Origin of the sequence: Streptomyces tubercidicus, from assembly GCF_027497495.1 — a bacterium.
GTDB lineage: Bacteria > Actinomycetota > Actinomycetes > Streptomycetales > Streptomycetaceae > Streptomyces > Streptomyces tubercidicus.
Genome location: NZ_CP114205.1, coordinates 3,575,298 through 3,600,731, shown reverse-complemented (window position 1 = coordinate 3,600,731; position 25,434 = coordinate 3,575,298). Strand labels below are relative to the sequence as shown.

General features: G+C 70.7%; 33 protein-coding genes. 17 read left to right on the top strand and 16 right to left on the bottom strand.

Features of this window, described 5'->3' with window-relative positions:
- Window positions 1-41 precede the first annotated feature (41 nt).
- The 7 genes from STRTU_RS15515 to STRTU_RS15485 form a co-directional block, all read right to left on the bottom strand.
- A complete protein-coding gene (locus tag STRTU_RS15515) occupies window positions 42-1,244 on the bottom strand; it encodes a sensor histidine kinase (RefSeq protein ID WP_159744070.1) in 1,203 nt (400 codons plus the stop codon).
- Between the two features lie 5 nt (window positions 1,245-1,249).
- Window positions 1,250-1,927 (bottom strand): response regulator transcription factor, encoded by a 678-nt coding sequence (locus tag STRTU_RS15510; RefSeq protein WP_159744069.1) that lies wholly within the window; start codon window positions 1,925-1,927, stop codon window positions 1,250-1,252.
- A 20-nt stretch (window positions 1,928-1,947) separates the two neighbouring features.
- Window positions 1,948-2,394, bottom strand: a complete 447-nt coding sequence (locus STRTU_RS15505) for a hypothetical protein (RefSeq protein ID WP_159744068.1) — start codon at window positions 2,392-2,394, stop codon at window positions 1,948-1,950.
- A gap of 15 nt (window positions 2,395-2,409) precedes the next feature.
- Window positions 2,410-2,904 carry a hypothetical protein gene (locus STRTU_RS15500; RefSeq protein ID WP_159744067.1) on the bottom strand — a complete coding sequence of 165 codons (495 nt, stop codon included), beginning with the start codon at window positions 2,902-2,904 and terminating at the stop codon, window positions 2,410-2,412.
- A gap of 188 nt (window positions 2,905-3,092) precedes the next feature.
- Complete coding sequence (locus STRTU_RS15495; RefSeq protein ID WP_159744066.1) at window positions 3,093-3,506, bottom strand: hypothetical protein; 414 nt, start codon at window positions 3,504-3,506, stop codon at window positions 3,093-3,095.
- A gap of 127 nt (window positions 3,507-3,633) precedes the next feature.
- Window positions 3,634-4,812, bottom strand: coding sequence for a sensor histidine kinase (locus STRTU_RS15490; RefSeq protein ID WP_159744065.1), 1,179 nt, complete (start codon window positions 4,810-4,812; stop codon window positions 3,634-3,636).
- 92 nt (window positions 4,813-4,904) lie between these two features.
- Window positions 4,905-5,573, bottom strand: a complete 669-nt coding sequence (locus tag STRTU_RS15485; protein ID WP_159744064.1) for a response regulator — start codon at window positions 5,571-5,573, stop codon at window positions 4,905-4,907.
- A 304-nt stretch (window positions 5,574-5,877) separates the two neighbouring features.
- On the opposite strand from STRTU_RS15485, the gene STRTU_RS15480 reads away from it, so the two are divergent.
- Window positions 5,878-6,762, top strand: coding sequence for a glycerophosphodiester phosphodiesterase (locus tag STRTU_RS15480; protein ID WP_159744063.1), 885 nt, complete (start codon window positions 5,878-5,880; stop codon window positions 6,760-6,762).
- Window positions 6,763-7,064: 302 nt separating this feature from the next.
- Window positions 7,065-8,390, top strand: coding sequence for an acyltransferase family protein (locus STRTU_RS15475; RefSeq protein ID WP_246240568.1), 1,326 nt, complete (start codon window positions 7,065-7,067; stop codon window positions 8,388-8,390).
- A 191-nt stretch (window positions 8,391-8,581) separates the two neighbouring features.
- Here the strand turns inward: STRTU_RS15475 and STRTU_RS15470 are convergent, their stop codons facing one another.
- From STRTU_RS15470 to STRTU_RS15460, 3 genes are all read right to left on the bottom strand, one after another.
- A complete protein-coding gene (locus STRTU_RS15470) occupies window positions 8,582-9,139 on the bottom strand; it encodes a GNAT family N-acetyltransferase (RefSeq protein ID WP_159744062.1) in 558 nt (185 codons plus the stop codon).
- A 105-nt stretch (window positions 9,140-9,244) separates the two neighbouring features.
- Window positions 9,245-9,658, bottom strand: a complete 414-nt coding sequence (locus STRTU_RS15465; protein WP_159744061.1) for a RidA family protein — start codon at window positions 9,656-9,658, stop codon at window positions 9,245-9,247.
- 864 nt (window positions 9,659-10,522) lie between these two features.
- Entirely contained in the window at window positions 10,523-11,221 is a 699-nt protein-coding gene (locus STRTU_RS15460; RefSeq protein WP_159744060.1) for a spheroidene monooxygenase, read from the bottom strand.
- 129 nt (window positions 11,222-11,350) lie between these two features.
- On the opposite strand from STRTU_RS15460, the gene STRTU_RS15455 reads away from it, so the two are divergent.
- Entirely contained in the window at window positions 11,351-12,040 is a 690-nt protein-coding gene (locus STRTU_RS15455) for a TetR/AcrR family transcriptional regulator (protein WP_246240565.1), read from the top strand.
- Window positions 12,041-12,126: 86 nt separating this feature from the next.
- On the opposite strand, the gene STRTU_RS15450 is transcribed toward STRTU_RS15455, so the two are convergent.
- Both STRTU_RS15450 and STRTU_RS15445 read right to left on the bottom strand, forming a co-directional pair.
- Window positions 12,127-13,218, bottom strand: a complete 1,092-nt coding sequence (locus tag STRTU_RS15450) for an alpha/beta hydrolase (protein WP_174878872.1) — start codon at window positions 13,216-13,218, stop codon at window positions 12,127-12,129.
- Window positions 13,219-13,392: 174 nt separating this feature from the next.
- Entirely contained in the window at window positions 13,393-15,075 is a 1,683-nt protein-coding gene (locus tag STRTU_RS15445; RefSeq protein WP_159744059.1) for a bifunctional 3'-5' exonuclease/DNA polymerase, read from the bottom strand.
- A gap of 551 nt (window positions 15,076-15,626) precedes the next feature.
- Between STRTU_RS15445 and STRTU_RS15440 the strand changes: the two genes are divergently transcribed.
- The 9 genes from STRTU_RS15440 to STRTU_RS15400 all read left to right on the top strand — a co-directional run bounded on the left by STRTU_RS15440 (window position 15,627) and on the right by STRTU_RS15400 (window position 21,170).
- Window positions 15,627-15,869 (top strand): chaplin, encoded by a 243-nt coding sequence (locus STRTU_RS15440; protein ID WP_159744058.1) that lies wholly within the window; start codon window positions 15,627-15,629, stop codon window positions 15,867-15,869.
- Between the two features lie 246 nt (window positions 15,870-16,115).
- Window positions 16,116-16,526 (top strand): rodlin, encoded by a 411-nt coding sequence (locus STRTU_RS15435; protein ID WP_159744057.1) that lies wholly within the window; start codon window positions 16,116-16,118, stop codon window positions 16,524-16,526.
- A gap of 365 nt (window positions 16,527-16,891) precedes the next feature.
- Window positions 16,892-17,125 carry a chaplin gene (locus tag STRTU_RS15430; protein ID WP_159744056.1) on the top strand — a complete coding sequence of 78 codons (234 nt, stop codon included), beginning with the start codon at window positions 16,892-16,894 and terminating at the stop codon, window positions 17,123-17,125.
- Window positions 17,126-17,488: 363 nt separating this feature from the next.
- Window positions 17,489-17,680 (top strand): hypothetical protein, encoded by a 192-nt coding sequence (locus STRTU_RS15425; RefSeq protein WP_269777361.1) that lies wholly within the window; start codon window positions 17,489-17,491, stop codon window positions 17,678-17,680.
- Between the two features lie 216 nt (window positions 17,681-17,896).
- Window positions 17,897-18,304 carry a rodlin gene (locus STRTU_RS15420; RefSeq protein ID WP_159744054.1) on the top strand — a complete coding sequence of 136 codons (408 nt, stop codon included), beginning with the start codon at window positions 17,897-17,899 and terminating at the stop codon, window positions 18,302-18,304.
- A gap of 416 nt (window positions 18,305-18,720) precedes the next feature.
- Window positions 18,721-19,128 carry a rodlin gene (locus STRTU_RS15415; protein WP_159746973.1) on the top strand — a complete coding sequence of 136 codons (408 nt, stop codon included), beginning with the start codon at window positions 18,721-18,723 and terminating at the stop codon, window positions 19,126-19,128.
- Between the two features lie 147 nt (window positions 19,129-19,275).
- Window positions 19,276-19,944, top strand: coding sequence for a chaplin (locus tag STRTU_RS15410; RefSeq protein ID WP_159744053.1), 669 nt, complete (start codon window positions 19,276-19,278; stop codon window positions 19,942-19,944).
- A complete protein-coding gene (locus STRTU_RS15405) occupies window positions 19,941-20,162 on the top strand; it encodes a hypothetical protein (RefSeq protein ID WP_159744052.1) in 222 nt (73 codons plus the stop codon). Before STRTU_RS15410 ends, STRTU_RS15405 begins: the two co-directional genes overlap by 4 nt.
- Window positions 20,163-20,324: 162 nt before the next feature.
- Window positions 20,325-21,170: a nitrilase-related carbon-nitrogen hydrolase gene (locus tag STRTU_RS15400; protein WP_159744051.1), complete on the top strand. Its 846-nt coding sequence runs from the start codon at window positions 20,325-20,327 to the stop codon at window positions 21,168-21,170.
- Between the two features lie 31 nt (window positions 21,171-21,201).
- Here STRTU_RS15400 and tatA read toward each other — a convergent pair whose 3' ends face one another.
- The 3 genes from tatA to rpmB form a co-directional block, all read right to left on the bottom strand.
- On the bottom strand, window positions 21,202-21,417 hold the full coding sequence (gene tatA / locus STRTU_RS15395) for a Sec-independent protein translocase subunit TatA (protein WP_159744050.1): 216 nt from the start codon (window positions 21,415-21,417) through the stop codon (window positions 21,202-21,204).
- Between the two features lie 107 nt (window positions 21,418-21,524).
- Complete coding sequence (rpsN, locus tag STRTU_RS15390) at window positions 21,525-21,830, bottom strand: 30S ribosomal protein S14 (protein WP_159744049.1); 306 nt, start codon at window positions 21,828-21,830, stop codon at window positions 21,525-21,527.
- Window positions 21,830-22,066 (bottom strand): 50S ribosomal protein L28, encoded by a 237-nt coding sequence (gene rpmB, locus STRTU_RS15385; RefSeq protein WP_159744048.1) that lies wholly within the window; start codon window positions 22,064-22,066, stop codon window positions 21,830-21,832. Before rpmB ends, rpsN begins: the two co-directional genes overlap by 1 nt.
- Window positions 22,067-22,139: 73 nt before the next feature.
- Between rpmB and rpmG the strand changes: the two genes are divergently transcribed.
- The 5 genes from rpmG to STRTU_RS15360 all read left to right on the top strand — a co-directional run bounded on the left by rpmG (window position 22,140) and on the right by STRTU_RS15360 (window position 24,627).
- Window positions 22,140-22,304 carry a 50S ribosomal protein L33 gene (gene rpmG, locus STRTU_RS15380; RefSeq protein ID WP_006604069.1) on the top strand — a complete coding sequence of 55 codons (165 nt, stop codon included), beginning with the start codon at window positions 22,140-22,142 and terminating at the stop codon, window positions 22,302-22,304.
- A gap of 5 nt (window positions 22,305-22,309) precedes the next feature.
- Window positions 22,310-22,564 carry a type B 50S ribosomal protein L31 gene (locus STRTU_RS15375; protein WP_159744047.1) on the top strand — a complete coding sequence of 85 codons (255 nt, stop codon included), beginning with the start codon at window positions 22,310-22,312 and terminating at the stop codon, window positions 22,562-22,564.
- Complete coding sequence (locus STRTU_RS15370; protein WP_159744046.1) at window positions 22,564-23,712, top strand: CobW family GTP-binding protein; 1,149 nt, start codon at window positions 22,564-22,566, stop codon at window positions 23,710-23,712. The genes STRTU_RS15375 and STRTU_RS15370 overlap by 1 nt, the downstream gene beginning before the upstream one ends.
- 57 nt (window positions 23,713-23,769) lie before the next feature.
- Window positions 23,770-24,006: a 30S ribosomal protein S18 gene (gene rpsR / locus STRTU_RS15365; protein ID WP_159744045.1), complete on the top strand. Its 237-nt coding sequence runs from the start codon at window positions 23,770-23,772 to the stop codon at window positions 24,004-24,006.
- Between the two features lie 381 nt (window positions 24,007-24,387).
- Window positions 24,388-24,627, top strand: a complete 240-nt coding sequence (locus STRTU_RS15360) for a DUF397 domain-containing protein (RefSeq protein ID WP_018090081.1) — start codon at window positions 24,388-24,390, stop codon at window positions 24,625-24,627.
- 59 nt (window positions 24,628-24,686) lie between these two features.
- Here the strand turns inward: STRTU_RS15360 and STRTU_RS15355 are convergent, their stop codons facing one another.
- Complete coding sequence (locus STRTU_RS15355) at window positions 24,687-25,169, bottom strand: ATP-binding protein (RefSeq protein WP_159744044.1); 483 nt, start codon at window positions 25,167-25,169, stop codon at window positions 24,687-24,689.
- Window positions 25,170-25,434: the final 265 nt, after the last annotated feature.

Here is a 25,434-nt window from a genome sequence, read left to right as displayed (position 1 = left end):
GGCGGGCGCAGGCGCCCGAGGCCCGTCAGCCGTCGGCCCCGTCAGCCCTCAGGCGCCAGCTCCACCGTGGCCAGCGCCCCGCCCTCCGCCGGATTCTCATACGTCACCCGGGCGCCCAGCACCCGCGCCTGCCCGGCGACGATGGTCAGTCCCAGCCCGATCCCGCCACCGCGCTCCCGGGCGCCGGTACGGAAACGCTGCGGGCCGTGCGTCAGCAGCTCCGCGGGAAAGCCGGGGCCGTGATCGCGTACCCGCACCACCGACCCCGCCACCTCCAGCGTCACCGGCGGGGCCCCGTGCCGCCGGGCGTTGGTGACCAGGTTGGCCAGGATCCGTTCGACCCGGCGGTGGTCGGTCGTCACGACCGTCTCATCCCGCACCAGCACCTCGGCCTCCCCGCCCGCCAGGGCCGCCGCCCGGTGCGCCAGTGTGCTCGGGAGCACCTCCTCGCAGTCCGCCTGTTCGACGCCCGGCACATCGAGCCGGGCCACCTCCAGGACGTTCTCCACCACGCTGCGCAGGGTGTCCACCCCGCTGCTGACCAGCTCGGTCGGGCGGCCGGGCGGCAACAGTCCGACAGCCGTCACCAGGCCCGCCACCGGCGTACGGAGCTCATGGGCGATATCCGCGGTGACCCGTCGCTCCGCCTCCAGCCGGGCGCTGAGCGCGTCAGCCATGGTGTTCACGGCGGCGCCGAGCCGGGCGATCTCGTCCTTCCCCCGGGGCTCCACCCGGTCCGTCAGATCCCCGTCCGCGATCCGCTGCGCGGTACGCGCCGACGCGGAGATCCGCCGCCCCGCACCGGCCGCCGCGACGACACCCAGCACACAGCCGAGCGCGGTGACGGCCGCGCCGGAGCCCACCAGCACCCGGTCCAGATCGGCCAGCGCACGGACCTGTGGCGCGTACGACCGCCGGACCGCGACGATGTCCCGGCCGCTGCGGGTCGCGGCCCACAGCACCGGTGCGGGGCCGTCGGCGCCCTGGAGTCCGGTGGCCCGCACGGGGCGGTCGGTGACGGTCCTGCGCAGCGCGTCCGGCAGCCCCGGCGGATTCACCAGCGCACCGTTGTCCACTCCGGAGGCGTATTCGCTCACCGCCTCCACGAGCTGCGCATCGATCACATGAGCCGCGTTCTTCCGCTGGTCCTCGGCGGTGAGCTGGTGCACCAGCAGCCCTATGAGGGTGGCGACGAGCGCCGCGGTTCCGGCGATGACCAGGGCGGTCTTGGTACGCAGTCCCATGCCGGTCAGGGCGCGAGCTTGTAGCCGAAACCGCGGACGGTCCGGATGCGATCGTGGCCGATCTTGTTGCGCAGACGCAGCACATGGACATCGACGACCCGGGTGTCACCGCCGCAGGTGTAGTCCCACACCCGTTCCAGCAGGGTGACCCGCGACAGCACCACCCCGGGCTCGGCCGCGAACTCCAGCAGCAGCCGCCGCTCGGTGGGGGTGAGATCGAGCGGCCGCCCCGCCCGGCGGACCACCTTGGAGGCGGTGTTCACGCTCAGGTCCCCGAACCGCCGCACCGGGTCGTCCTGTTGCGGCTCGTGCCGGGCGGAGTCCGCGGCACGCCGCAGCGCCGAGCGGATCCGGGCGACCAGCACCGGGATGTCATACGGCTTGGTGAGATAGTCATCGGCGCCCGCCTCCAGCCCGAGGACGACATCCACCGGGTCGGTGCGCGCCGACACCATCAGCACCGGCAGCCGGCTCTCCGCCCGGAGGAGCCGCACCAGACCGACCCCGTCCAGGCGGGGCAGCATGACGTCCAGCACGGCGACATCGGGCACCCGGTCACGGAACGCCGCCAGCCCGGCCTGCCCGTCGGCGGCCGCACGCACCTGGTATCCGTAGTGCTCCAGGGACAGCTGAGTGGCCTCCCGCAACAGCGAGTCGTCCTCCACCAGCAGCACGTCGGTCATCGGTCGAGGCTCCTAGGGGGCTATGCCTCGGGGAGAGGCAGCCGTACCGCGCTCAGGTCGTCCGCGCCGTCGGGCGGGAGGTGGGAGGACCGTACGGTGGCGCGAGTGTAGTACGAGACATTCTCCCGGCGCTCCAGGTGGCTGAGCTCGACGGTGGCCGGATATCCATTGGCGGGGCAGTGGGGGATGCACCACATGCCGCGCAGCCTGCCGGTGGCCACGGCCTTCTCCTGTCCCCAGGAGCGCCAGCTCAGCCGGGAGACCGAGGAGAACTCGGTGAGACCGAATCCCGTGGGGCGGGTCAGCGGATGCCCCAGGGAGTCGGGGACATAGACCGGGCCGACGGGGTGGGTGGGGCTGGGGGCCGGGCCCTCGACCCGGGGCTTTTCCGGATTGCCGCACCCCGAGCAGCCCACGGCCGCCAGCACCAGTACGCAGACGGTGGCCAGGGCCGTGGGCTTGTTCATCGGAGCTCTTCTTCGTCAGGTGGTGGCGAGGTGGCGCTTGCCCTGGAGGTCCTCGACATCATCGTACGAGCCCTTGCCGTCGGCCAGCTTCAGGGTGAAGGACGAGAAGACCTTCTTGCCGTTCACGGTCTTGGGGTCGGAGAGCGTGAGGGTGCCCTTCAGCGGCTTGTCCTGGCAGGTCTCAAGGCACCACATGCCGGTGATCTCGCCGGTGGCGACGGCCTTCTTCGTGCCCCACTCCTTCCAGTCGAGGTTGCCCGCCGAGGTGAACTCGGAGAGCACCAGCGCCTTGGGGCTGCGCTCGGCCTTGCCCTTGTCCGCGTGGTCCTCGCCGATGTGGTTCATGACGTAGGGGGTGTTGTCGGTGCGGACGACGCCCGAGCCCTGCTCCGAGGCCGTGGCGGCCTGCGCCCCGGTGGCGGTGGCGACCGTACCGAGGACGGCGACACAGGCCAGTGCCGCGCTGACGGCCGTCTTGTGACGCCGGGCGATGCTCGTGGTGCGCTTCATGATTCTCGCTCCATCGTGTTGATCGTTTGGGGCAGGACTGAAGCTATGAGTGGTGTTTCCCGGGGGTCTTACAGCGGCGTAACAGCCGTCCATCGACCCTTGTAACCTGATCGAGACACGGGCGAGCGCGACGGCACCGAAGCCGCCCGGTCAATGAAAAGACCAGGTCAGCAGGTTGGCCCCGGTGGTCAGTGGCGTGGACTCGGTGCGCCCGGCAGATCGGTGGTCTTGCCGTCCCGGACCACCGCGAGGCCCCTGGGCACCTCGACCTTGAACTTGGCGTCACAGAAGGCGATCCCGCTGCATCCGGCGTCGATGTCGAGGGTGTCGCCCTTGAGGGACCAGATCAGCCGCTCACTGCCCGCGGCGTGATCGAACCAGCGGGTGACCTTGATGTCCTTGCGGTCGGCGGCGACCAGTTCGGTGGCCACCTCATGCGTCGTCAACTTCAGCGAACTGCCCCCGTACGCGAACCTCTTCGACTCCGGCTCCGCCGTCGAGGCATCCGCCGAACAGCCGGTGAGACCGAGCGCGGCGACGACGGCCGCCGCCGCCGTCGTGACGAGAGTGAGCGACCGCTTCGATCCGGTGCCTGAGAACATCGATTCCTCCAGAGGTACGGGTGGTGCGTTCCCTGGAGGATCCCGGGCCCGGACGGGCGGCACATCTGCCGATCGGGAGAGATTGGGGGATGACGCGGAGCGGGGTGTGGAGGGCGTCACCGACCCGTCACCGAACGGCGGGCCCCGGCAGCCGGCAACTGACCCGCCATCCCTGCCCGTACGGGCCCGCCTCCAGGACGCCCCCGACGGCGCTCACCCGCTCGGCGAGGCCCGCAAGGCCGGTGCCGCCGCCCGGCCGTCCGCCCGGCTCCTGGAGGGCGTGGGGGAGGGGGACGGGGAAGGGGGCGGCGGGCGCGTCGGGCCCCGCGCCACCGGTGACCGACAGCTCCACACCGTCCGTGACCGAGACCTCCACGCCCCCGTCGGCGCACCGGACCCCGCACACCTCGACCCGCCCCGCCCGCGGCGCATGCCGCCGTACGTTGGTCAGCGCCTCCAGCACCACGCGGTACGCGGTGTCCCCGGCCTCCCGTGAGAGCGCGCCGGCCACCTCGTCCTCCAGGGACAGCGTCACCTCGGCCGCCGTCATCGCGCCGAAGCGGTCGAGGAGTTCCGGCAGATCGGCGGGCCCGTACAGCCGGGTGGGCGGTGGCTCCTCCCAGGCGCGGCCCTCCGCCTCCCGGAGCGTCGCCACCGTCCGGTCCATGGAGTCCAGCGCCCGCAGCCCGGCCTGCTCGATGCGCTGCAACAGCGCGCGCTGCTCCACGGGCCCGCCGTCCTCGCCGTCCAACTGGCCCGCCTGGGCCTCCAGAACGATCCCGGTCACCTCATGCGCCACGAAGTCATGCAGATCGCGGGCGACTTCGAGCCGCTGCTCGCGCCGCGCCAGCGCCACCGCATCCGCCCGCCGACGGTCCAGCGACCGCAGATACAGCCCGACGCCCGTCGCAACGGCGGCCGGGACGAAGGCCAGCGCGGCCAGGAAGACCGATTCCCGGATCCCGGTCTGCGGGGCGTGCAGGGTGAAGCGCAGCGGCAGCAGTACCGCGGCGGCCCCGGTCAGCCCGCCGACCAGGCCCACCCGCGCCCCCGGCACGTGGCGTACCACCCGCTCCAGGAGGACGAGCAGAGCGACGGCCTCGAACGGAAGCCAGAGCAGCGCCAGACCGGCCTTCCCGAAGGAGACGCCGTCCGCGACCAGCGACAGCACCGCGACCCCGCCCGCCGCCCGCCCGAGCGAGACCCGGCCCACCGGCCACCCTGATATCGCCACGCCCAGCGCCAGCGCCGCCACAACTGCCGGAAGCCAGGCCCCAGGTGGCGAGACGAGCGCAGGCAGCAGCATCGCCGCCGCGGCCGCACCACACCACCCCCGCCGCCGCCATCCACGCCACACCGGACGGCCGCCCTCCCCGCCCGCCCCGCTTTCCTCGCCCCTCACCCCGGTGTCCGCCCCGTGGCATATCCCAACTCCCAGGCCCGCACCGCGACTCCGACCCTGTTACGCACCTGAAGTTTGCGCTGGACGCTCGCCACATGGGTCTTCACGGTGCCCGCGGAGATGAACAACTCCCGGGCGATATCGGCATTGGTCTTGCCCTCGGCGACCTTCCCGGCGATCTCCACCTCCCGCTCGGTCAGCACCCCCTCGCGACGGCGGGCCCGGCGGCCGCCCGTCGGGCCGGTGACATGCTCCAGCAGCCGCACGGTGATCGACGGGCTGATCAGACTGTCCCCGGCCATCGCCGCCCGGACCGCCTCGATCAGCAGCGTCGGCCCCGAGCGCTTGAGCAGAAACCCCGAGGCACCGAAGCGCAGCGCGGGATAGACATATTCATCGAGGTCGAAGGTGGTGACGACGACGATCCGGACGGGGTCGGCCAGCGCGGGGTCGGCCAGCCGCCGGGTCACCTCCAGGCCGTCCATCCGCGGCATCCGGATGTCCACCAGCGCCACATCCGGCTTCAGCGCACGCCCCATCGCCACGGCGTCCAGACCGTTCGCCGCCTCACCGACCACTTCCATGTCCGGCTGGCTCTCCACAATGCGGCGCATCCCCCGGCGGACCATCTCCTGGTCGTCGGCGATCAATAAGCGAATCGTCACGAACAGGAATTCTGCCGCAAGGCACGGCCGCCCACCGCCCGGATGGCGGGCCGCCCGGAAACTCGCCGCCCCGCCCCGCCCCGCATCTCGCCCCGACCCCCTGACCTGCGAAAACGCGACCCCAGGCGCCCGCAGGCGATCACGGGAGCCCGCCTGCCCGCCGCCCGCTCACCTGGCGGGGCACACAGGACCCCGGCATGTTGAGGAGACAGCGGCATTCCTGAACGGGAGGAAGGGCCTCAGGGGGCATCGGCATGCCCGGCGCGCTCGGCGCCGTCGGGTGAGCGGACCGGGAGGCTGCCGCATGCACCGGAGATCACTGCGGATCCCCGCTGCCGGTATCGCCTTCCTGCTGACGGCCGCGGTGGCGTCGTCCGCGCTGACGTCCGGGCCGGACGAGTTCGCGGATGTCGCCCTGATCAGCGGGGCGCGGGCGGGCCCCGGCACCGCCGCGACCCGGGTGATCGCCCACCGCGGCGCCTCCCGCTACGCCCCCGAGAACACGCTCGCCGCCGTCGACGCCGCCCACCGCCGCGGATTCATATGGGTCGAGAACGATGTACAGCGGAGCAAGGACGGCCGCCTGGTGGTGCTCCACGACACCACCCTGCGGCGGACGACGGACGCCGCCAGGCTGTTCCCCGGGCGCGCACCGTGGCGGGTCGGGGATTTCACCGCCGCCGAGATTGCGCGCCTGGACGCCGGCAGCTGGTTCGGCAGGCGCTTCAAGGGGGAGCGGGTGCCCACCCTCGCCGCCTACTTGCGTCGTTTGGACCATAACGGGCAACGCCTTCTGCTGGAGATCAAGGCCCCCGAGAAGTACCCCGGAATCGAGGCGCAGGTCCTCCGGGAACTACGGGCACGGGGGTGGCTGGATCGCGCCCATGTCCGGAGCCGGCTGGTGGTCCAGAGCTTCTGTGTGCGGTGCGTAAAAACCGTCCATGAGCTGGCGCCGCAGGTGCGTACCGGGATTCTCGGGGCGCCCGATGTGCGGAAACTGGCGCGCTATGCGCGGTTCGCCGACCAGATCAACCCCCGTGTCTCCGCGCTCAGTTCACGCTGGCTGGCGGCCGTCCACCGGCTGCGCGGGCCGCACGGCCGCCGGTTGGAGGTCTATGCGTGGGACGTGGCGAAGAACACGACCGCCCGGTCCGTGCGGGCCAGAGGGGTCGAAGGTGTTATTGAATAGCGGGCAACGGCCGGAGATTGAGGCAGCATTGTCCAGATCTCCCGGGGTGCCGGGCCGGGCGGCGGCCCGTCCCGCCGTCCGCGGCGCGTGAAGGAGCTGTGGAGGGCGGATGCTCCGTGTGTGGCCGCGACCGGCGGGGATTTACGTGATTCCCGCCGCGGGGCTAAGGTGCCTGAGATGTTCGACGCCGCCACACTCCCCGTAAAAGAACTAAGACGCAGGATTTGGCTTTTGGGTTCCGATTTGCGGCCCGGCGCGGGCCAGCGTCCAGCTCCTCCCCTGGGATCCTTTCGGGAGGCTCCTTGAACAACGAATTTCCGGCGTACGGCGATCGACGGGTGCCGCTTCCCCCGCCGCGGCAGATGTCGCACGACACGCTGAACCGGACGGCCACACCGGCGCGCCCGGAGACCGGCGGAGCCACGGCGACGGCAACGATGGCACCGGCGGCGCCGGCTCCTGACGTGGCGACGTCCGGCCGACCGGCCCCGGGCACCGGCTCCCCCGCCAAGCCCAGCGGCCACGCCAACAGCCATGCCCAGACCGGCACCAAGACCGACGCCAAGGCCGACGCCAAGAGCGACGCCAAGGCCGATGCCAAGGCGAAGCCACGCGACGCGTTCTTCGACAACGCGAAGTATCTGGCCATCGTGCTGGTGGCAATGGGCCATTCCTGGGAGCCGCTCCGCGACGGCAGCCGCACCGCCGCGGCGCTCTACATCACCGTCTACGCCTTCCATATGCCGGCGTTCATCATCATCTCCGGCTATTTCTCGCGCAGTTTCGATATGCGCAAGGACCGGCTGCAGCGGCTGATTACCGGCGTCGCCGTCCCGTACATCCTCTTCGAAGTCGCCTACACGCTCTTCAAGAAGTGGGCGGACGACGATCCGGGTTACCCGATAAGCCTGACGGACCCCTGGTATCTGACCTGGTTCCTGCTGGCGCTGTTCGTCTGGCGGCTGACCACCCCGCTGTGGAAGATCGTGCGCTGGCCGGTCCCCCTGGCGCTGTCCATCGCCGTCCTCGCGTCACTGTCCCCGGACATCGGCGACGACATGGACCTCCAACGGGTGCTGCAGTTCCTGCCGTTCTTCGTGATCGGCCTGTCGCTGCGGCCAGAGCACTTCAAGCTCGTACGCCGCAAGAAGGCGCGCATCCTGGCCGTACCGGTCTTCGCGGCCGCGCTGGTCTTCGCGTACTGGGCGGCCCCGAGGATGAACGCCGCGTGGTTCTACCACCGCGACGCCGCCCAGGAACTCGCCGCCCCGTGGTGGAGCGGCGCGGTGATGACGCTGGCGATGTTCGGCTGCTCCCTCGTGCTGGTCGCCTGCTTCTTCGCCTGGATTCCGGGCCGCACGATGTGGTGCACGGCACTGGGCGCGGGCACCCTCTACGGCTACCTGCTGCACGGCTTCCTCGCCAAGGGTTCCCGCTTCTGGGACTGGTACGACAACCCATGGATGCACACCCCGTGGGGCGCCGTCCTGCTGACCCTGATCGCCGGCACCGTCGTCACCCTCTTGTGCACACCACCGATCCAGCGCACCTTCCGCTGGGCGATGGAACCCAAGATGACCTGGGCCTTCAAGAAGGACCCGGTAGGAATGGCCCGCACCCGCACCTAACCGGCCACGCTCCACACCCAACGGGGTAACACCACCAACGCGCCAGGACAGGGCGTACGGGGCGTACGGGGTGTACGGGCGTACTGGGCGTACTGGGCGTACTGGGCCTACGTCCACGAACAGCACCAAGGGCGCTCGTCCCACCGGGAGACCGGCGGGGCGGGCGCCTTTGGTGTGCGGGGGGAGGGGAGCTAGCAGGATGGGTCAGCATCCGCCGTCGCCGTCGCCGTCGCCGTCGCCGTCGCCGTCGCCGTCGCATCGCTCCAAGCGATCGCGAAGTACCTGACGCGTTCGTCCTGTCCGACCGGCCGCATGCCGGCCGCCATCATGACCCGTTGGGACGCGATGTTGTCGTGGTCGGCGTCGCCTTTCACACGGGCGACGCCGTGTGCCCGCGCGAACCGCAGCAGTCCGCCGAGGGCTTCGGAGGCATACCCCTTGCCTCGCGCCGACGGGATGAGGCCGTAGCCGATGGTGACACTGCCGTCCTCGTCCACGGGCCCGTGAAAGTCGATGCCGCCGATCGCCTGACCGTCCTCGCGGCGCCGGATCTCATAGGTGCCGAACGGCTGGGGATCACCGATGCTCGCGCAATTTCCCAGGAAGCGCCTGGCAGCCGATCTGTCCCCATCGGTGGGGTATCCAGGCCCCCACCGGGCGCTCCCATCCGACCCACCCGCCAGCACTCGCTCCGCTTCGCCAACGGTCATCGGATGAAGCACGAGCCGCGCTGTCACAAGATCACCCATGGCAGCGAGGAGACCACGCGGGACGACCGAACCACACTCGAATTACGCAATGCTGATCGCGGTGACCATGCCCAGCCGCCGATTGCCTGCTCCTGAGACATGCTCCTAGCGGACGACGGCGATTCCTTCGATCTCGACCAGGGCGGTCTCATCCCAAAGGCGGGTGGCACCGATCACGGCCATCGCCGGATAGTCGCCGCCGGCCAGACGCTTCCACACCCGCCCGATCTCGCGGGCATGCCGACGGTAGTCCGCGACATCGACGGCGAAGACGGTGAGCTTGGCGAGGTCGGAGGGGCCTGCGCCGGACGCCGCCGCGACATCCAGCAGATTCGTCAGCGCCCGCTCGAACTGCTCCACGATGCCGTCACCGACGATCCGGCCCGCCCCGTCGAGAGCGGTCTGCCCGGCGAGAAAGACCAAAGTGCCCGGGGCGGCCCGCACCGCATGACTGAACCCCGTCGGCGGCGCAAGATGCCCCGGATTAACCCGCTCCACCCCACCACCGCTTACGCCCACTCCGGCCTCCCCGCCAACGCCTGTTTCCCCGGCATTGCTTGCCTCCCCGGCATTGCTTGCCTCGGCACCAGGGCTTGCCTCCCTGCCGGCGCCTGCCTTGGCACCTGCGCCTGCGTCCGCGTCAGCGCTTGTGCCAGCGCCTGGGCTCGTGTCCGCGTCAGCGTCCGCCCCTAGGCCCGCCCCTGCGCCCGCGCCATCCTCGGCCGGCCGATCCGACCCTGCGCTCATCCCGGTCCCGGCACTCATCCGGCCGACTCCCTCCGCCGCCAACTCTTCTCGCCCGTCCAGGGATTGAAGCGCGTTCCGCTCCTCCTGGGAAAGCCCCTCCCCGAGAGGACGAGCCCTGGCCCCGGGTACGGACCCCAGTGGCCCCCTTGCGGCACGGACGTTGCCCCGCCGACCGCCGACCGCCGACCGCCGACCGCCGACCGCCGACCGCCGACCGCCGACCGCCGACCGTGGCTCGTCGCTGGCCTGCCGGGGAGTTTAGGGCGTACCAGAGGGAACTCCAGGGGACGGCACAGCACGGCGCGGCTGGCACGGCCCGGACAACATTGCACGGCCGGGACGGCACTGCACGGCGCCGAGACGGCACGACATGGCTGGGGACGGCGCCGCACAAGCGGCCGGGCTGGTCCATGCCGGCCACGGACCCGCGGCGCGGGCCACGGGCGAAGCGGGCCCACCCCCGTGGGACCCCCTTCGCCCATTGGCCCTATGCATCCCCGTGGGCCCCGTGCACCCCGCGGGCTCAGGGCACCCCGCGAGCCCAGGGCCGCCCGTGGGGCCGTGCGCCCGTCGGACCCGTGCCGTCCCTCGAACCCGTACCGCCCATCGGCCACATGCCGCCCCCGCAGACGCGGCTCAAGGTATGCATGGGCCCCTGGCGGCCGCGGATACCGGCTCCCACCCCTTCAGCCTGCCCTGGGCGCCGTAGGGGCGGCATCGAAGGAAACCGGCCTCATGGTGGAACGGCTTTGTCTGGTGGTCTCTGATCGCGTCCTTGTGCTCGGGCAGGGCGGAGCCATAGGCGTAGTGCTGCATTGCCGATGTGCTCTGCCACAGGGAGAAGGTGCCGACGAAGCGGGGTGGTCGGGCCAGCGCGAGCGAAGCGGTCATTGAGGGGTCGGCGGCGGCGCGGCCGGCGGCTCGGGAATTGGCGCGCAGGAACGGCAGTGCGCGGCGCAGTCGTAGCCGCCCCAGGGTGATCACGGCGACCGGCCCGTCCGTCGCGTCCCCCGCGGCGCCGGGCTCGATTTCGACCGGCATCGGCCCCCAGGAACCGGAGAACCGCAGTGGCCGCAACCGCACATGCCAGCCACCGGCCAGCCGCCGCGCCAGCGGAGCCTCGGCGAGAAAGCGGTCGAGCGCGGCATCGTCGTCCCACGAGGCGAGCAGAGCGGCGCGGCCGGGGCGCACCTTCGGCGGTCCGGCCGCGATGGCGCCGGTGAGCGCGGTCTCGGCATACCGGAGGCCGGGGATCTCGCCCGGCCGTGGCCGCTCACGAAGGACGGTGCGCACGGCGCGCACGCCGACGTCGGCGATGTGTACGGAAAAGATCACGATGAGCCCCCGCTCCCGAACGTTACTTATGCGTATACCAAGCGGTACACGACCTAGTATCCTTCATCGCAAGGACAATGGCGAGCCGAATTCACCACCGAAATAAGCCAGACCGCAGGGAGGGGACCCATGAGCGAGATCGACCGGAGCCGCGTAGCGCGCGCGGAGGCCCGGACCCGTATCGAGGACACCGCGGCCCGGCTGTTCGCCGAGCGCGGCTTCGCGGGCACGACCATCGGGGAGATCGCCGCCGGGGCGGGCCTGAGCAAGCCGATGCTCTACCGCCACTTCGACTCCAAGCAGGAGCTGCACCTCGCCCTGCTGGAGCGGCACCGCGATGAGCTGGCCGCCGCCCCGGTCCGCGAACTCCTGCACGGCGAGGGCGATCTGGGCACGCGGATGATCGCGATGTACGACGCCTGGTTCGGGTATGTGGAGAGCCATCCGTACACCTGGCGGATGATGTTCCGCGACACCACCGGGGACGCTCAGGTGGAGGCGTTCCACCGTGAGCTGCAGCGCCGGCAGCGCGAGACGGACATGGCGCTGCTCCGCGAATTCGTGCCCGGTATCCCCGAGGCCGAGCTGGAGCCCCTCGGTGAGGCGATCCGCAGCGCGCTCTACGGGCTCGCCCTGTGGTGGCTGGATCGCCCCGACCAGCCACGTGAGCCGCTCGTAGCGGCGATGACACGGATCACCCGTGGCTTGATCTCCACCGTCGAGCCACCGGGCGGCGGGGCCTCGGGCGCCGAGCCACCGGATGCCGAGGCACCGGGCGTCGCGGCCCCGCGCTCCGAGGGGCCGGGCGCCACGGACTGAACCTCGGCGCTCCGCTCGGGCCGGGTGCCGACACCCGCCTCAGACCCACGGCCCGCACCCGGCTCAGCCCACGGCCCACACCCGTCTCACCCCATCACCGGATACAGCGCCGCCCTCAACTGCCCCGTCCAGTGAGCCGTCATCTCCTTCGCCACCCGGGTCTCCGGCGCGTACAGCTCGAACCCGTGCCAGGCACCCGGCACATTGCGGACCGTGACCGGCACCCCGGCGTCCATCAGCCGCCGGGCATACGCCAGCCCGGCATCGCGCATCGGATCGAGATCGCAGACCAGCACATAGGCCGGCGGCAGCCCCGACAGGTCGGTGGCGCGCGCCGCCGCGGCATACGCATCCGCCACGCCCGTCCCCTCCGGCAGATAGTGCTTCCACGCCCGCTGGACGCTCCGCCCGGTGGTCCCCCGTGCCGTCACGGCCCCCTCGGCCTCCGCCGCCTCGTCCGCCCCGACCCGGTCGTCCAAATCCGGGACGCACAGCGACTGATGGACGATCGCCGGGCCACCGCGGTCCCGGGCCATCAGGGCGACCGCGGCGCTGAGCCCCGCGCCCGCCGACTTGCCGGTGAGAGCGATCCGTGCGGGATCGATGCCCAGCTCGCCGGCTCGCCCCGCCGCCCATTCCAACGCGAGATAGCAGTCCTCCACCCCGGCTGGATAGCGGTGCTCCGGCGCGAGGCGGTATTCGACGGTGATGACGACGGCGGGCAGCTCTCGGCAGAGCGCGATCGCCGCGCGGTCCTGCCCCGGCAGCGACCGGCCGAGGGCGTACCCGCCACCGTGGAAGTGCAGTACGGCGGGCAAGGCGTGGCCACCCCCATCAGGCGCGGCGGCCTCCCCGTCCCGCGCGATGTCCTGCCCCGATGCGGCACCCTGCCCCGGTACGGCGTCCCCTCCCGAGCCGGTGCCCGCCCCGCCCTCCGGACGGTAGACCTCGACCGTCAACGCACTGCCGTCCGCCCGCGGGATCTCGAACCGTTCGCTGTCCACGCCCGTACGGTCGGCCGGAAACGCGGCCAGCATCTCGTGGAACCCCCTGCGCGTGCCCTCGATGTCCTCGTACGGATCGGAGAACTGCGGCAACGACTCAAAGGCTGCCCGGAGTTCGGGATGCACCCGCATCGCCATCGCCATCCGGCGCTGCATCTCGGGCTGAACGCTCATACGGGGCACTCCTCATTCACGACGGACGGGCAGGTGGGCAGGCGGAGAGACGGGCAGGTAGGGACAGGCAGGCACTGGGACAGGCGGGGGGACACAGACTGGCGGGCCGCCGGGCCGCCGGACAGGCAGAGAGGCAGAAAGACAGGCAGTGGGGACGCCCCGCCCCACCGCCCCTCACTTCGCCTCCGCATAGCACTCCACCACCGCCGTGGTGAACGGGAAGCGGACCGGAGTCTCGCCGAAGGCGATCCGCCCCGCCGTATCGGCGGCCGCCGTGATCGCGCCGGAGACTGTCGCCGCCTCCTCCGCGGGGCAGTGCACGATCACCTCGTCGTGCTGGAAGAAGACCAGCTCGGCGCGGAGTCCGCCCTCCCACAGGGCGTGGCGCAGCGCGGCCAGCATCAGCAACGCCCAGTCGGCGGCGCTGCCCTGGACGACGAAGTTCCGGGTGAACCGGCCGCGGGCACGGGCGGCCGCCGAGCTGCTGCCGTACCCCGTGGGCTCCTCCTGGGGCAGGCCCGCATCATCGGGCGGCACCACGGACGCGGGCGGGCAGGTGCGGCCCATCCAGGTGCGCACCAGCCGGCCCTCCTCGCCCGCGCGCGCCGCGTCGTCCACATACGCCACCGCGGCCGGATAGCGGCGGCGCAGATCGGCCATGTGCTTGAGGGCGTCGCCGGACGTCTGGCCGTAAATGGCGCCCAGCAGACCGAGCTTGGCCCGCGCGCGGTCCCCGCCGAACGCACGGGCCGCCAGATCCGCGTACAGATCCTCACCGCTGCCGGCCACCTCCATCAGCCCCCGGTCCCGGGAGACCGCCGCCAGCACCCGCGGCTCCATCTGGTCGGCGTCGGCCACCACCAGGCGCCACCCCGGATCGGCGCGCACGGCCTGCCGGATCACCTTGGGGATCTGCAGCGCGCCGCCGCCGTTGGCGGTCCAGCGGCCGGAGACCGTGCCGCCGGGCAGATACTCGGGGCGGAAGCGGCCGTCGTGCACCCACTGCTGCAGCCAGGCCCACCCATGGGCGGTGTGCAGACGGTAGAGCTTCTTGTACTCCAGCAGGGGCGCCACCGCGGGGTGATCGATCTGTTGCAGCTCCCATTTGCGGGTCGAGGTGAGGGAAATCCCGGCGCGGGCAAAGGCCCTGATGATGTCGTTCGGCAGATCCGGGCGCACCCGCGCACCCTCCCCGAACGCCCGGGACACCTCATCGGCCAGCTCCGCCATCCGGCGCGGCTCCAGCCCGCCCGGATAGCGCCCGCCCAGCAGCCCGTCGAGCAGCTCACGGTGCACATCCGCCCGCCAGGGCACCCCGGCCCGCCCCATCTCCGTGGCGACCAGCATGCCCGCGGACTCCGAAGCCAGCAGCAGCCGCATCCGGTCCGGGTGTTCGGCCTGCTCCGCACGCGCCACCTGGCCGGCGTACACCTCCAGCAGCGCCGTCAGTTCGTCCGCGCCGGGCGGCAGCGGCACCGGGCCCGGGTCGAACAGCGACGGCTGGGTCTCGGCCGTACGGACGGGCGCGTCCATGGGAACGGGGAGCCCGTGGAGCCGCGCCCAGGCGGCGGCCAGCGAACGCGGCTGGCCGGACTGGCCCTCCTCATGGCCGATCAGCAGCGCCTCCGCGGCCTCCACGTCATAGCAGCGCTCGACCCGCACCCCCACCGCCAGCAGCCGCCGGTAGATCTCCGCCGTGGACCGCCACACCCACCGCTCGACCTCGGGCCGAGAGCGCACCGCCTCCGCAAGCGAGGACTCCTGCAACACCGGCCCGGCGGGCCGGCCGTCCTGGGCGAGCGGGCAGAGACGCGCACCCCCGTCGCCCGTCTCCACCACCGCCCATCTCATGCTCATGAGTCTCGCACCAGGGTCTGACAATCGCCCTGACCAGCACAAACGACACTGCGTAGCCGCCCGATGACCCTTGCCGTATCGGCCGCTGCCGCCCGCTAAACCCGGCCGTGCCACACCGCCGCACCCCCGCTGAGCCCCGGTCGCCGTGCCGACGATCACTGTCCCGCCCCGAACGCCCTCTACAAGGAGGGCTATTCGGTAAGAATACTCAAGAATCCTCAACTTCCCTATAAAATCTGCGAGTTCACCAAGGCGCCACCTGCGGGACCCGCATCTATGCACGCGGCACCTTCAGAAGTCCACCGCCCGCCGCCCGCAACGCACCCACCCCCCCCACACACACAACCGACAATCTGCTTTGCAGGACGGCAGATTGAGGCCACGCGTGCACGGATAAACCCCTCTCCCCAAGAGGCCGTTCCACCCCGGATCCACCCCCGCCCATTCACCCGAATGAACCGCTACTTTTGCGCCTGTTGATGAGTTGAGCAGCTTGTCGCTCTAAGCGGCGCGTATGGATTTCCGCTTGCTGCTCAGTGAAGAGGTTCACCGTGAAGTTTGTTTCCAAGGCCGCCGTCCTGTCCGCTGCCGCGGGCGTCGCCGTAGTGGGCGGAGCCGGTGTGGCCAGCGCGTACGGCGCCGGTTCGGCGGGAGCTGCTCAGAACTCGCCCGGCGTCCTCTCCGGCAACCTCATCCAGGTGCCGGTCGATGTGCCGGTCAACGTCTGCGGTAACACCGTCAACATCGTTGCTCTGCTGAACCCGGCGTTCGGCAACACCTGCCTCAACGCCTGATCAGCGTAGAGCTCTTGAGGTCCGGCCGCATTCGGTCGGCCCGCCCCACGGCAAAGGCCGGTACGAACAATTCGTACCGGCCTTTGCCGTGCAAAGTGCGCTGCACCGTGCAATGTTGTTGTCCGGCCGCAGTGATATGTATCTATGGTTTCGTGGCATTCGGGTGAAACGGCGAAACCGCACTCCCAGAAGCGAGTTGACCAGTGCGCTCCGGATACGGGCACTCCGCTTCGAGAAGGGTAAATCGTGATCAAGAAGGTCCTGGCCACGACGGCTGTAGCCGCGTCCGTCGTCGGAATCTCGGCGACGGCCGCGCCCCAGGCGCTGGCGATCGGGAACCACCACGGCACGTCCACGGTCAACGGCAATGGCGCCAAGAGCGCGTTCGGAAACTCCACCACCGTGGGCCACATGAGCCCGCAGCTGGAGCTCATCCAGGGCTCGCTGAACAAGCCCTGCCTCGCTGTGGGCAAGGTGGGCGCCCAGAGTCTCGCCTGGGTGTGGGGCGCGCTCGCCGTGCAGGACATCAACGTGCTGTCCAACCCGCAGAACCAGCAGTGCACCGAGAACTCGACGCAGGCGAAGGGCGACGAGCCGCTGTCGCACATCCTCAGCGAGATCCCGATCCTGTCGGGCAACGGCGTCGGCAACCACTGAGCCGGCCGTCGGCCGCAGGCCCGGACCGCCGGCTCTCGTTCCAAGGGCGGTCCGGGGCCTGCGGCACCCCGTCACGAACCGTAGGGACGGAATTTCGCGTTCCCCCTGCGGGCAGGAATTCGCATTCGGCGGGTGCCTCGTCCGTTCGAACTCCGGTGTTTTTTCCGCGTCGTATGCATGGTGGCAATCTCCCGAAACGGTCATGCACCCATCGGGCGATTCCTCCGAAAACCTCCGGGCGAGAGTTTCGTCCCTGAGGGCAACTCGTTACCAATATCGTCAGCGGCGTTACGGGCGAGCAGCTCAGCGCCCGAGCGACACGATGGTCGTGTTCGCTACGGACCCGCTGCAAGGAAGGGCTGAAAGTGAAGTACGCAAAGGTCGCAGCGATCACTGCCGGAACGCTCATGGCGGTGGGCTCGGCAGCGCCTGCGTTCGCCGACGCGGGTGCCGCGGGCGGTGCCAAGAACTCCCCCGGTGTCCTCTCCGGAAACGCCATTCAGGTTCCGGTGCACATCCCGGTGAACCTGTGCGGCAACACCATCAACATCGTTGCTCTGCTGAACCCGGCGTTCGGCAACACCTGCCTGAACCACTGACTCGAAGGAATTCGAGCTGTGTCCATGTGACCCGGCCCTGGTGCGCGGACTGTGCACCGGGGCCGGTCGCCTTCGCCTTCGATGGACACGCGCATAACGCGCTGAGTTTTAGGGCGGATTGGCCGAGAAGGGCACCACTTCAGGGTTTCTCCGGACGAAGGCAATCGTTAGTCACGCTGAAAGCGGTGATCCGAGCAGTGAAGCGATTGCTCGCGCGGCGCTGATGTCGCGGGACCGTAAAGCACCGCCCGAGAAGGGACAGTTGAAGTGAAGTACGCAAAGTCTGCTGCGGTTGTTGCCGGTTCCGTCATGGCACTGGCGGCCGGCGCCCCCGCTTTCGCCGCCCAGCCCGGCGCTCCGTCCATGAGTCTCAATGGCGGGCTGACCGATGCGCTGAGCAACAAGCAGCTGGACGGCCACCAGATCGTGCCGCTGATCAACACGGTCAAGGCCGCGTCGGGCAAGGTCAAGTCGACCAACGCGAAGAAGCTGCTCCGTGGTGTCTCCGGGGTGGCAAAGAAGTCCTCGTTGCTCGGCGGGCTGCCGCTCAAGTAGTTGCGAGAGGCGTGGACTTGTCCGCCGGCGGTAATTCCTGGAACGGCAGTCCACCTCGGTCATTTCTCATTCCGGGTGCCGGGTGCGATGGAACGCCGATCGGGAAACTCGGTGCAGGGCGCACGGCTGTTTGAGTGAATGAGAACAACCAAAAACATCCTTGTGAGTTGGGCAGGCTGCCCGGCCCAAGGGCATCCCGAAACACGAAGGACCAAAATGATCAAGAAGGTTCTGGCGACCACAGCCGCGGCTGTGTCCATTGTCGGCGCGGGCGCCGCTGCTGCCCCCCAGGCGATGGCGGTCGGAAACCACCACGGAACGTCTTCCGTCAACGGCAACGGCGCCGCGCAGTTCTACGGGAACTCGACCACGTATGGGTACATGAGCCCGCAGATCGGCCTGATTCAGGGCTCGTTCAACAAGCCCTGCATCGCCCTGGGCAAGCTGGCCGCCCAGAGTCTCCTGGGAGGGGGCCTGGCCGGGCTGCAGGACATCAACGTTCTCTCGTCGCCGCAGAACCAGCAGTGCACCGAGAACTCCACCCAGGCGAAGGGTGACGAGGCGCTGTCGCACATCCTCGACAACATTCCGATCCTTTCCGGCAACGGCGCCGGAAACCACTGACCGGCTGAGTGCGACCCGGGCCGCCCGGCCCTCCTTCTTCCGGGCGGCCCGGGTTTCTGCTGTCCGGCCCCGGGGCGGAAGTGTTATTCGCTCGTGACTGAACTCCGGTGGGCCGGATCGTTAGGAATGATGTGTGGAGGGAAGCGTGCCAATGCCCTTGTGGGTTTGATGGGGCTGCCAGGGCATTGGCACGCCGTCCGTAACGAATCAGGGCCTGTGAACCGTTTGTCGGATCGCAGGCCCTGATTCGTGTAACGGGTGCCGCGTCGTCCGGCACGGCAAGTCGTGTGGTCGTCTGGGCAATTGGTGAGAAGCGGCGCCGCTATTCGGGTGATGATGCAGAACTCAATCCGGTGCTGTGGGTTGTTCAAATAGGGCTCCTGTATCGGGAGTTCCTTCTCCTGAAGGGTTTCGTGATGAAGAAGATGATCGCGGGCGCGGCTGTGGCGGCGTCGTTGGTCGGCATTTCCGCTGCGGCCGCTCCGCAGGCCATGGCGATCGGTGACCATGAGGGCACCAAGACGGTCAACGGAAACGGGGCGCGCTCGGTCTACGGCAACTCCACCACGCGCGGCAAGATGAGCCCCCAGCTCGGGCTGGTCCAGGGCTCGCTGAACCAGCCCTGCCTCGCGCTGGGCAAGGTGGGCGTCCAGCACCTCTTCCACGTGTTCCACGTGCTCGCGGCGCAGGACATCAACATCCTGTCCAACCCGCAGAACCAGCAGTGCACCGAGAACTCGACGCAGGCCAAGGGCGACGAGCCGCTGTCGCACATTCTCGACGGCATCCCGGTTCTCTCCGGGAACGGTGTCGGCAACCACTGACGTCCACCGGCCTCGGGCCGTTCCACCGCTTGCGCCCCGGGCGGTCGGCGCCGCGTATGCGCTGCCGGCCGCCCGGTCGTGCGAGCAGCACGGGGGTGGGGTGCGGGCGGCGGTCCGTACGCCACGACTGCAGATGAGGGATGAGAGATGCGACAGAGCCTGAAGGCGTACGTGTTCGTGGCGGCGGCGTCGGGTGTGCTCGGCGCGAGCGGCAGCGCGGCGTACGCGGACGCCGGAGCCGGGGGAGGAGCGAGGAACTCTCCCGGGGTGCTGTCCGGGAACAGCATCCAGGTGACCGTGGACACCCCGGTCAACGCGTGTGGCAATTCGGTGGACGGGGGCGCGGCGCTCAACCCGGCGATGGGCAACGCGTGCGGGAACGGTGCGCCGCCCGCGCGGGCGTTTCCGCGGCCGCCGGTGCAGGGGGCTCCGGGAGCCCAGCGGCCGCCGGGAGCGGACCAGGCGCCTGGGGTGCGCTGGACGGCCCCGGACCGGGAGCACCGCGCGGAGCCGGTGCGGCGACCGGCCCCTGCGCACCGGGCGGCCCCGGAGCGGGCCGGGCGCCCTGCTGCGGCGCCGGCGGAGCACGTGCCGGGGCATGTGGCGAGGCACGGGGTCGGGCACGTTCCCGCGCCCGCCCCGCGGCCCGCGCAGGAGGAGCGGATGGGCGCGGTGGCGCGGGCCGGGGCGTCGGCGGGTTCCGCGCTGCTGGCGGCCACCGGGGCGGAGGAACTGGGCGCGGTGGCCGCGGTCGGCGGCGGGCTGCTGGTGGGCGGGGCGCTGTTGTTGCGCCGGGCCCATACGCGACGCCGGTGAGCGGGCGGGCCGGGTACGGGCGGCCGGGCGGCCCCCGGGGGTTCCGCGGCCGGCCGAGCGGGTCCGGCGGGCCGCTCGGCCCCGGCCGCCCGGTCGAGCCGGCCGTCGGCATCGCCGGACGGCTCGACCGTGGGCCGTCGTACCGCTGTCGCCGGGCGGAGCTGCGGCTGGAAGCGGCCCTGCGGGAGGTACGACGGATCGTCTGGATCAACGGGTGAAACCCGTGTCCGGCACGGGAAGGATCGTTCTTTCGCTCATTGGTGGGGACCCGTCTTCCGGGGGTTTGAAGCGGGGCGGAACCAGTGGTTCCGCTGGGCCGTGCCGCTGCCTCCGGCCTCTGGCAAAATTGGGGTGAAAGCCGCAAAAAATGAGGTGGGGCCATGCTCATTGCGCTGGCGCAGACCGATTGCGTGCTGGGGGACGTGGGGGAGAACCTCGCCGTCGCCCGCGAGCAGATCGAGCAGGCGGCGGCGCAGGGCGCGGACCTGGTCGTCTTCCCCGAACTGAGCCTGCACGGCTATCACTTGGGCGCGCTCAGCCGCGATGAGTCCCTGGGGGCGAACGACCCCCGGCTGCTGGAGCTCAGCACCCGCGGCCCCGATGTGCTGGTCGGCTTCCATGAGCACACCAGTCTGCGCGCGTACAACACCGCGGCCCACTACGCGGCCGGTGAGCTGGTGCATGCGCACCGCAAGCTCTATCTGCCCAACTACCTGGCCTGGGAGGAGCGTAAGCACGTCAGCCCGGGGCAGTCGCTGCGGGCGTACGAGCTGAAGCGGGCCAGGAGCGGGGGCCGGGGGGCCACGCTGGTGTGCAATGACGCCTGGCAGCCGGCGCTGCCGTGGCTGGCGGTGCAGGACGGTGCCGAGGTGCTGTTCGTCCCCACCAACAGCGCGGCGAGCCTGGACCCGGAGGCGATGGACACCGGTCTGTACTGGGACACCCTGCTGTCCTATACGGCGAAGATGCTCCAGTGCTGGGTGGTCTTCGTGAACCGGGTGGGCAATGAGCACGGGGCGGCGTTCTGGGGCGGCTCGCGGGTGGTGGATCCGCGGGGTGCCGTGGTGGCGCAGGCGCCCAAGTGGGAGCCCGCGCTGGTCGCCGTGGAGATCGATCTCGCCGAGGCGCGGCGGCAGCGGCGTGCGGTGCCGCTGGTCGCGGAGGCCCGGCTGGGTCTGATCGACCGCGAGGTGCGGCGGCTGATCGACGAGGGCGGCGACCACTGAGGGGCCGGCGCCCCGGTGTCAGTGTCGGGCGTCAGGGCCGGGCGGCGGATTCCTGACGGGGCGCCTCGGCCGTAGTGGGCGCCGTGGTCCGTTCGTCGTCCTTGAGGGCCCGCGCCTCGGACTTGAGGATGCGCATCGAGCGGCCCAGGCCGCGCGCCATGTCGGGCAGCTTCTGCGAGCCGAAGAGCAGTACCAGGACCGCGATGATCAGGATCAGGTGCCAGGGCTCGAAGGCGTTGCGGAGCATGGCGGTGCTCGCTTTCTCGGGGGCGGCGGACGTTCTGTCCAGTATGGCCCGAACGGTCCGGCCGTCCGGTCCAGGGGGTACCCGGGGCCGGACGGCCGGTGCGACGGCTACCAGCTGGACTTGCGGACGCCCGGCAGATAGCCCGCGTGTGCCTGTTCGCGCAGCCGTACGCGGGACAGGCCGAAGGCGCGGAGGTAGCCGCGCGGGCGGCCGTCGACGCTGTCGCGGTTGCGTACCCGGGTGGCGCTGGCGTCCCGCGGCTGGCGGGACAGCTCGCGGCGGGCGGCGGTGCGCTCCTCCTCCGGGGTGTGCGGGCTGCGGATGAGGGCCTTGAGGACGGCGCGCCGTGCCGCGTAGCGGGCGACCGTCGCGCGGCGCTTCTCGTTCTTTGCGATCTTGCTCTGCTTGGCCATCAGACCTTTCCTCCTCGTGCGCGGATGCGGGCGACGGCCGCCTCGATCCCGATCGTGTCCACGGTCCTGATGCCCTTGGCGCTCAGCGTGAGCCGGATGTGCCGGCCCTCACTGGCCAGCCAGTAGCGCTTGCGCTGGATGTTGGGGTCGAAGCGGCGGGGGGTGCGGCGGTGCGAGTGGGAGATGGACTTGCCGAAGCCGGGTGAGCGGCCGGTCAGCTGGCAGTGGGCGGACACAGGGCGATCCCTTCGGTCGTCGGCCCAGGTGAGGGCCTATTGAAAATGGAAACCATTTCCGTATACTAACCCCATGGCCCGCAACGAACTACGCCCGGTCGTCAAGCTCCGGTCCACCGCCGGCACCGGCTACACCTACGTGACCCGCAAGAACCGCCGTAACGACCCCGACCGCCTGGAACTGCGCAAGTACGACCCGGTGGCCGGCCGGCACGTCGCCTTCCGAGAGGAGCGCTGAGCACCGTGAAGCCTGGAATCCACCCCGCCTACGGGCCGGTCGTCTTCCGCGACCGGGCCGCCGACTTCGCCTTCCTGACCCGTTCCACCGCCACGAGTGAGAAGACCGTGGAGTGGGAGGACGGCCAGACCTATCCCGTCATCGACGTCGAGATCTCCTCGGCGAGCCACCCCTTCTACACGGGCACCGCCCGGGTGCTGGACACCGCGGGCCGCGTCGAGCGGTTCGAGCGCCGCTACGGCAAGGGCGGGGCCCGCTGATGGAGCGGCTCAGCGTCGTGCTGGTGGGCGGCCTGCACACGGATGCGCGGCGGGCCGCCGTCGAGCGGCTGCTGCACACCGTGCCCGGCAGTGTCGCCCTCCATCACGACCTCGCCTCGGCCGCCGAAGGCACCGTGCGGCGCACCGTCCGGGACTCCGGCGGCACGCTCGACACCGGTGACGCACCGCTGGTCAACGACTGCGCCTGCTGTGCGCTGCGCGAGGACCTGGTGCCCGAACTGGAGCGGCTGGCCGCCGGCCGGACCTGCCGGCTGGCGGTCGTCGAACTGTGGGACTCCGTCGAGCCCAAGGCGATGGCCGAGGTGGTCAGCGCCTGCGGCAGCGAGAACCTCGAACTGACCGGTGTGCTCACCGCCGTCGATCCGGCGCTGCTGCTGGCCTACCTGGGCTGCGGTGACGACCTCGCGGAGGCGGGCCTCGCCGCCGCGGCCTCCGACCAGCGCACCGTCGCCGACACCTGGGCGCGGCAGCTGGAGTACGCGCCGGTGCTGGCGATCGCGACGGGGGAGGAGCCGGCGGAGCCGTCCGACCTGGCGCTGCTCGACCAGCTGCACCCCATGGCCCACCAGGTCTCGGTGGAATCCGGGGAGTTGGCGGCCGCCGCGCTGGCCGGTTTCGATGTGGCCGCGGCCGCGGACCGCCAGCATCCGGCCTGTGCGCTGCTGCCGCAGGAGGCCGACGCGGAGGGCATCGGCACGCTGGTCTGGCGGCAGAGCCGGCCCTTCCACCCCGAGCGGCTCTACACCGCGCTGGAGGACCTGACCTGTGCGGCCGCGCGCAGCCGGGGCCGGTTCTGGCTGGCCGACCGCCCGGACACGCTGCTGTCCTGGGACGCGGCCGGCGGTGCGCTGTGTGTGGAGAGCGCCGGGCCGTGGCTGGCCTCGCTGCCGGACGCCGCCTGGGAGATGGTCCCGCCGGTGCGCCGGGCCGCCGCCGCGCTGGACTGGCACCCCGAGCACGGTGACCGCACCCAGCATCTGGTCTTCACCTCGCCGGGCCTGGACCGCGACGGCCTGCGGACCCTGCTGGACTCCTGCCTCCTCACCGATGCCGAGTACGCGGGCGGCCCGCCGGCCTGGAAGAGCCTGCCGCCCGCCTTCGACGCACTCCTCGACCCCGTTTCGTAAGACCGGCCGCGCCCGTACGCACGGAACCGGCCCCCAGCACGTACAAGGAAGCTCCCCATGCCCCGACGGCACGACCCGCGCCGGACGCCCGCCCCCCGCCGCAATCCGCTGGACGCGGCGGGCGTCACCTACATCGACTACAAGGACACCGATCTGCTGCGGAAGTTCATCTCGGACCGCGGCAAGATCCGCAGCCGCCGGGTCACTCGCGTCAGCGCCCAGCAGCAGCGCCGGCTGGCCCGTGCGATCAAGAACGCGCGGGAGATGGCGCTGCTGCCCTACGCGTCGCGGTGACGGCCGTCGTCCGGTGACAGGCAGGAGGCCCCCTACGTCCGACGCGTAGGGGGCCTCCTGCGTTTGTCCGGGGGCGGGCCGATCCGCGGCGCCCTCGTGCCGGGCGGACGGAGTGCCCGGATGCGGAACCCGGAGGGCGTGGCACACGTCTTTCCCTCGGGCCCGAGAGCCCCGGCTCGGTCGATCCGTACCAGGTGACGGGCTATCGCGTCAGGGGGCGGTGGCCGGTGGTCGACCGTCTGTGAGGGGCCGGTGACCGTGCTCGACGAGCTGTGACGGGCTCGGCACCCGGTGTCGTGCACGTGCATCTGCGCATGCATCCGCATGTGAACGCAGCTATGATCCCGGGCAGTTGACACCATTTATCACCGGGAGACCCCTGTGCCCCACGCATACAACGGCATGGCCGCCACAGATCTCCGTGATGTGGCATGGCAGAAGAGCCGGCACAGCAATTCCCAGGGCTCCTGCGTGGAGTTCGCCAAGCTGCCCGGGGGTGATATCGCGGTGCGCAACTCCCGCTTCCCGGACGGCCCGGCGCTCATCTACACGCCCGCCGAGGTGCAGGCGATGCTGCTCGGCATCAAGGACGGCGAGTTCGACCATCTCGTACGGGACTGAGTGCCCGCACACGACAACCGGGCGACCGCGTATCGCGGTACGCCCGGTGTGCACAACGGCTACGGGAGCCGGAAGAGCGCCCACACGATCTTGCCGTGTGTGGCGCCGGCCAGCGGATGCCAGCCCCAGCTGTCGCTGAAGGAGTCCACGAGGTACAGCCCGCGCCCCGATTCCGCGGCGGAGTCCGCCTCACCGGCGACCGGTGAGTCATCGCTCGGGTCCCGTACGGCGCAGATCAGCCGGGAGGACCAGCGCATCAGATGGAGCCGGGCGGGCGGTGTGGCGTCGGCGTGCTCCGGGGCGGCGAGGATCGCATGCCGCAGGGCATTGGTGACGAGTTCGGAGACGACCAGGGCGACCGAGTCGAAGAGCTCGTCCAGCTCCCAGCCCTGCAGGGTCTCGCGGGTGAACGCCCGTGCGCTGCGCACCGATTCATAGCGCGGCGGAAGCGTGCGGGAGGCGGATCCGGAGACGGCCGGCGGGTCGACGGGAGGAAAGCCCTGCCATAACGGCTCGAGCATGGTCAAAACCTTGGTCCCCATGCGAGGCACTCCTGGCGTTCGCGGACGTCATGACCCTGGCCGGGCAGCCGGATCTGGCGGATCTTTCACGAGCGTGCATGCGTGCGACGCCTATGGTTCCCAAAGCGCGAGGCAGATGCAAGGGCAGATGCACGTGCACGTGCCGTGATTGCGGGGACCCGCACCGATTTGATGGGGATTTCCCCTCACACTTCTTGTGGAGGGGTTGCGGGGGCCTCACGTATCCGTAACCGGATGAGCACTCAACGAAGCCCGGACATGGCAG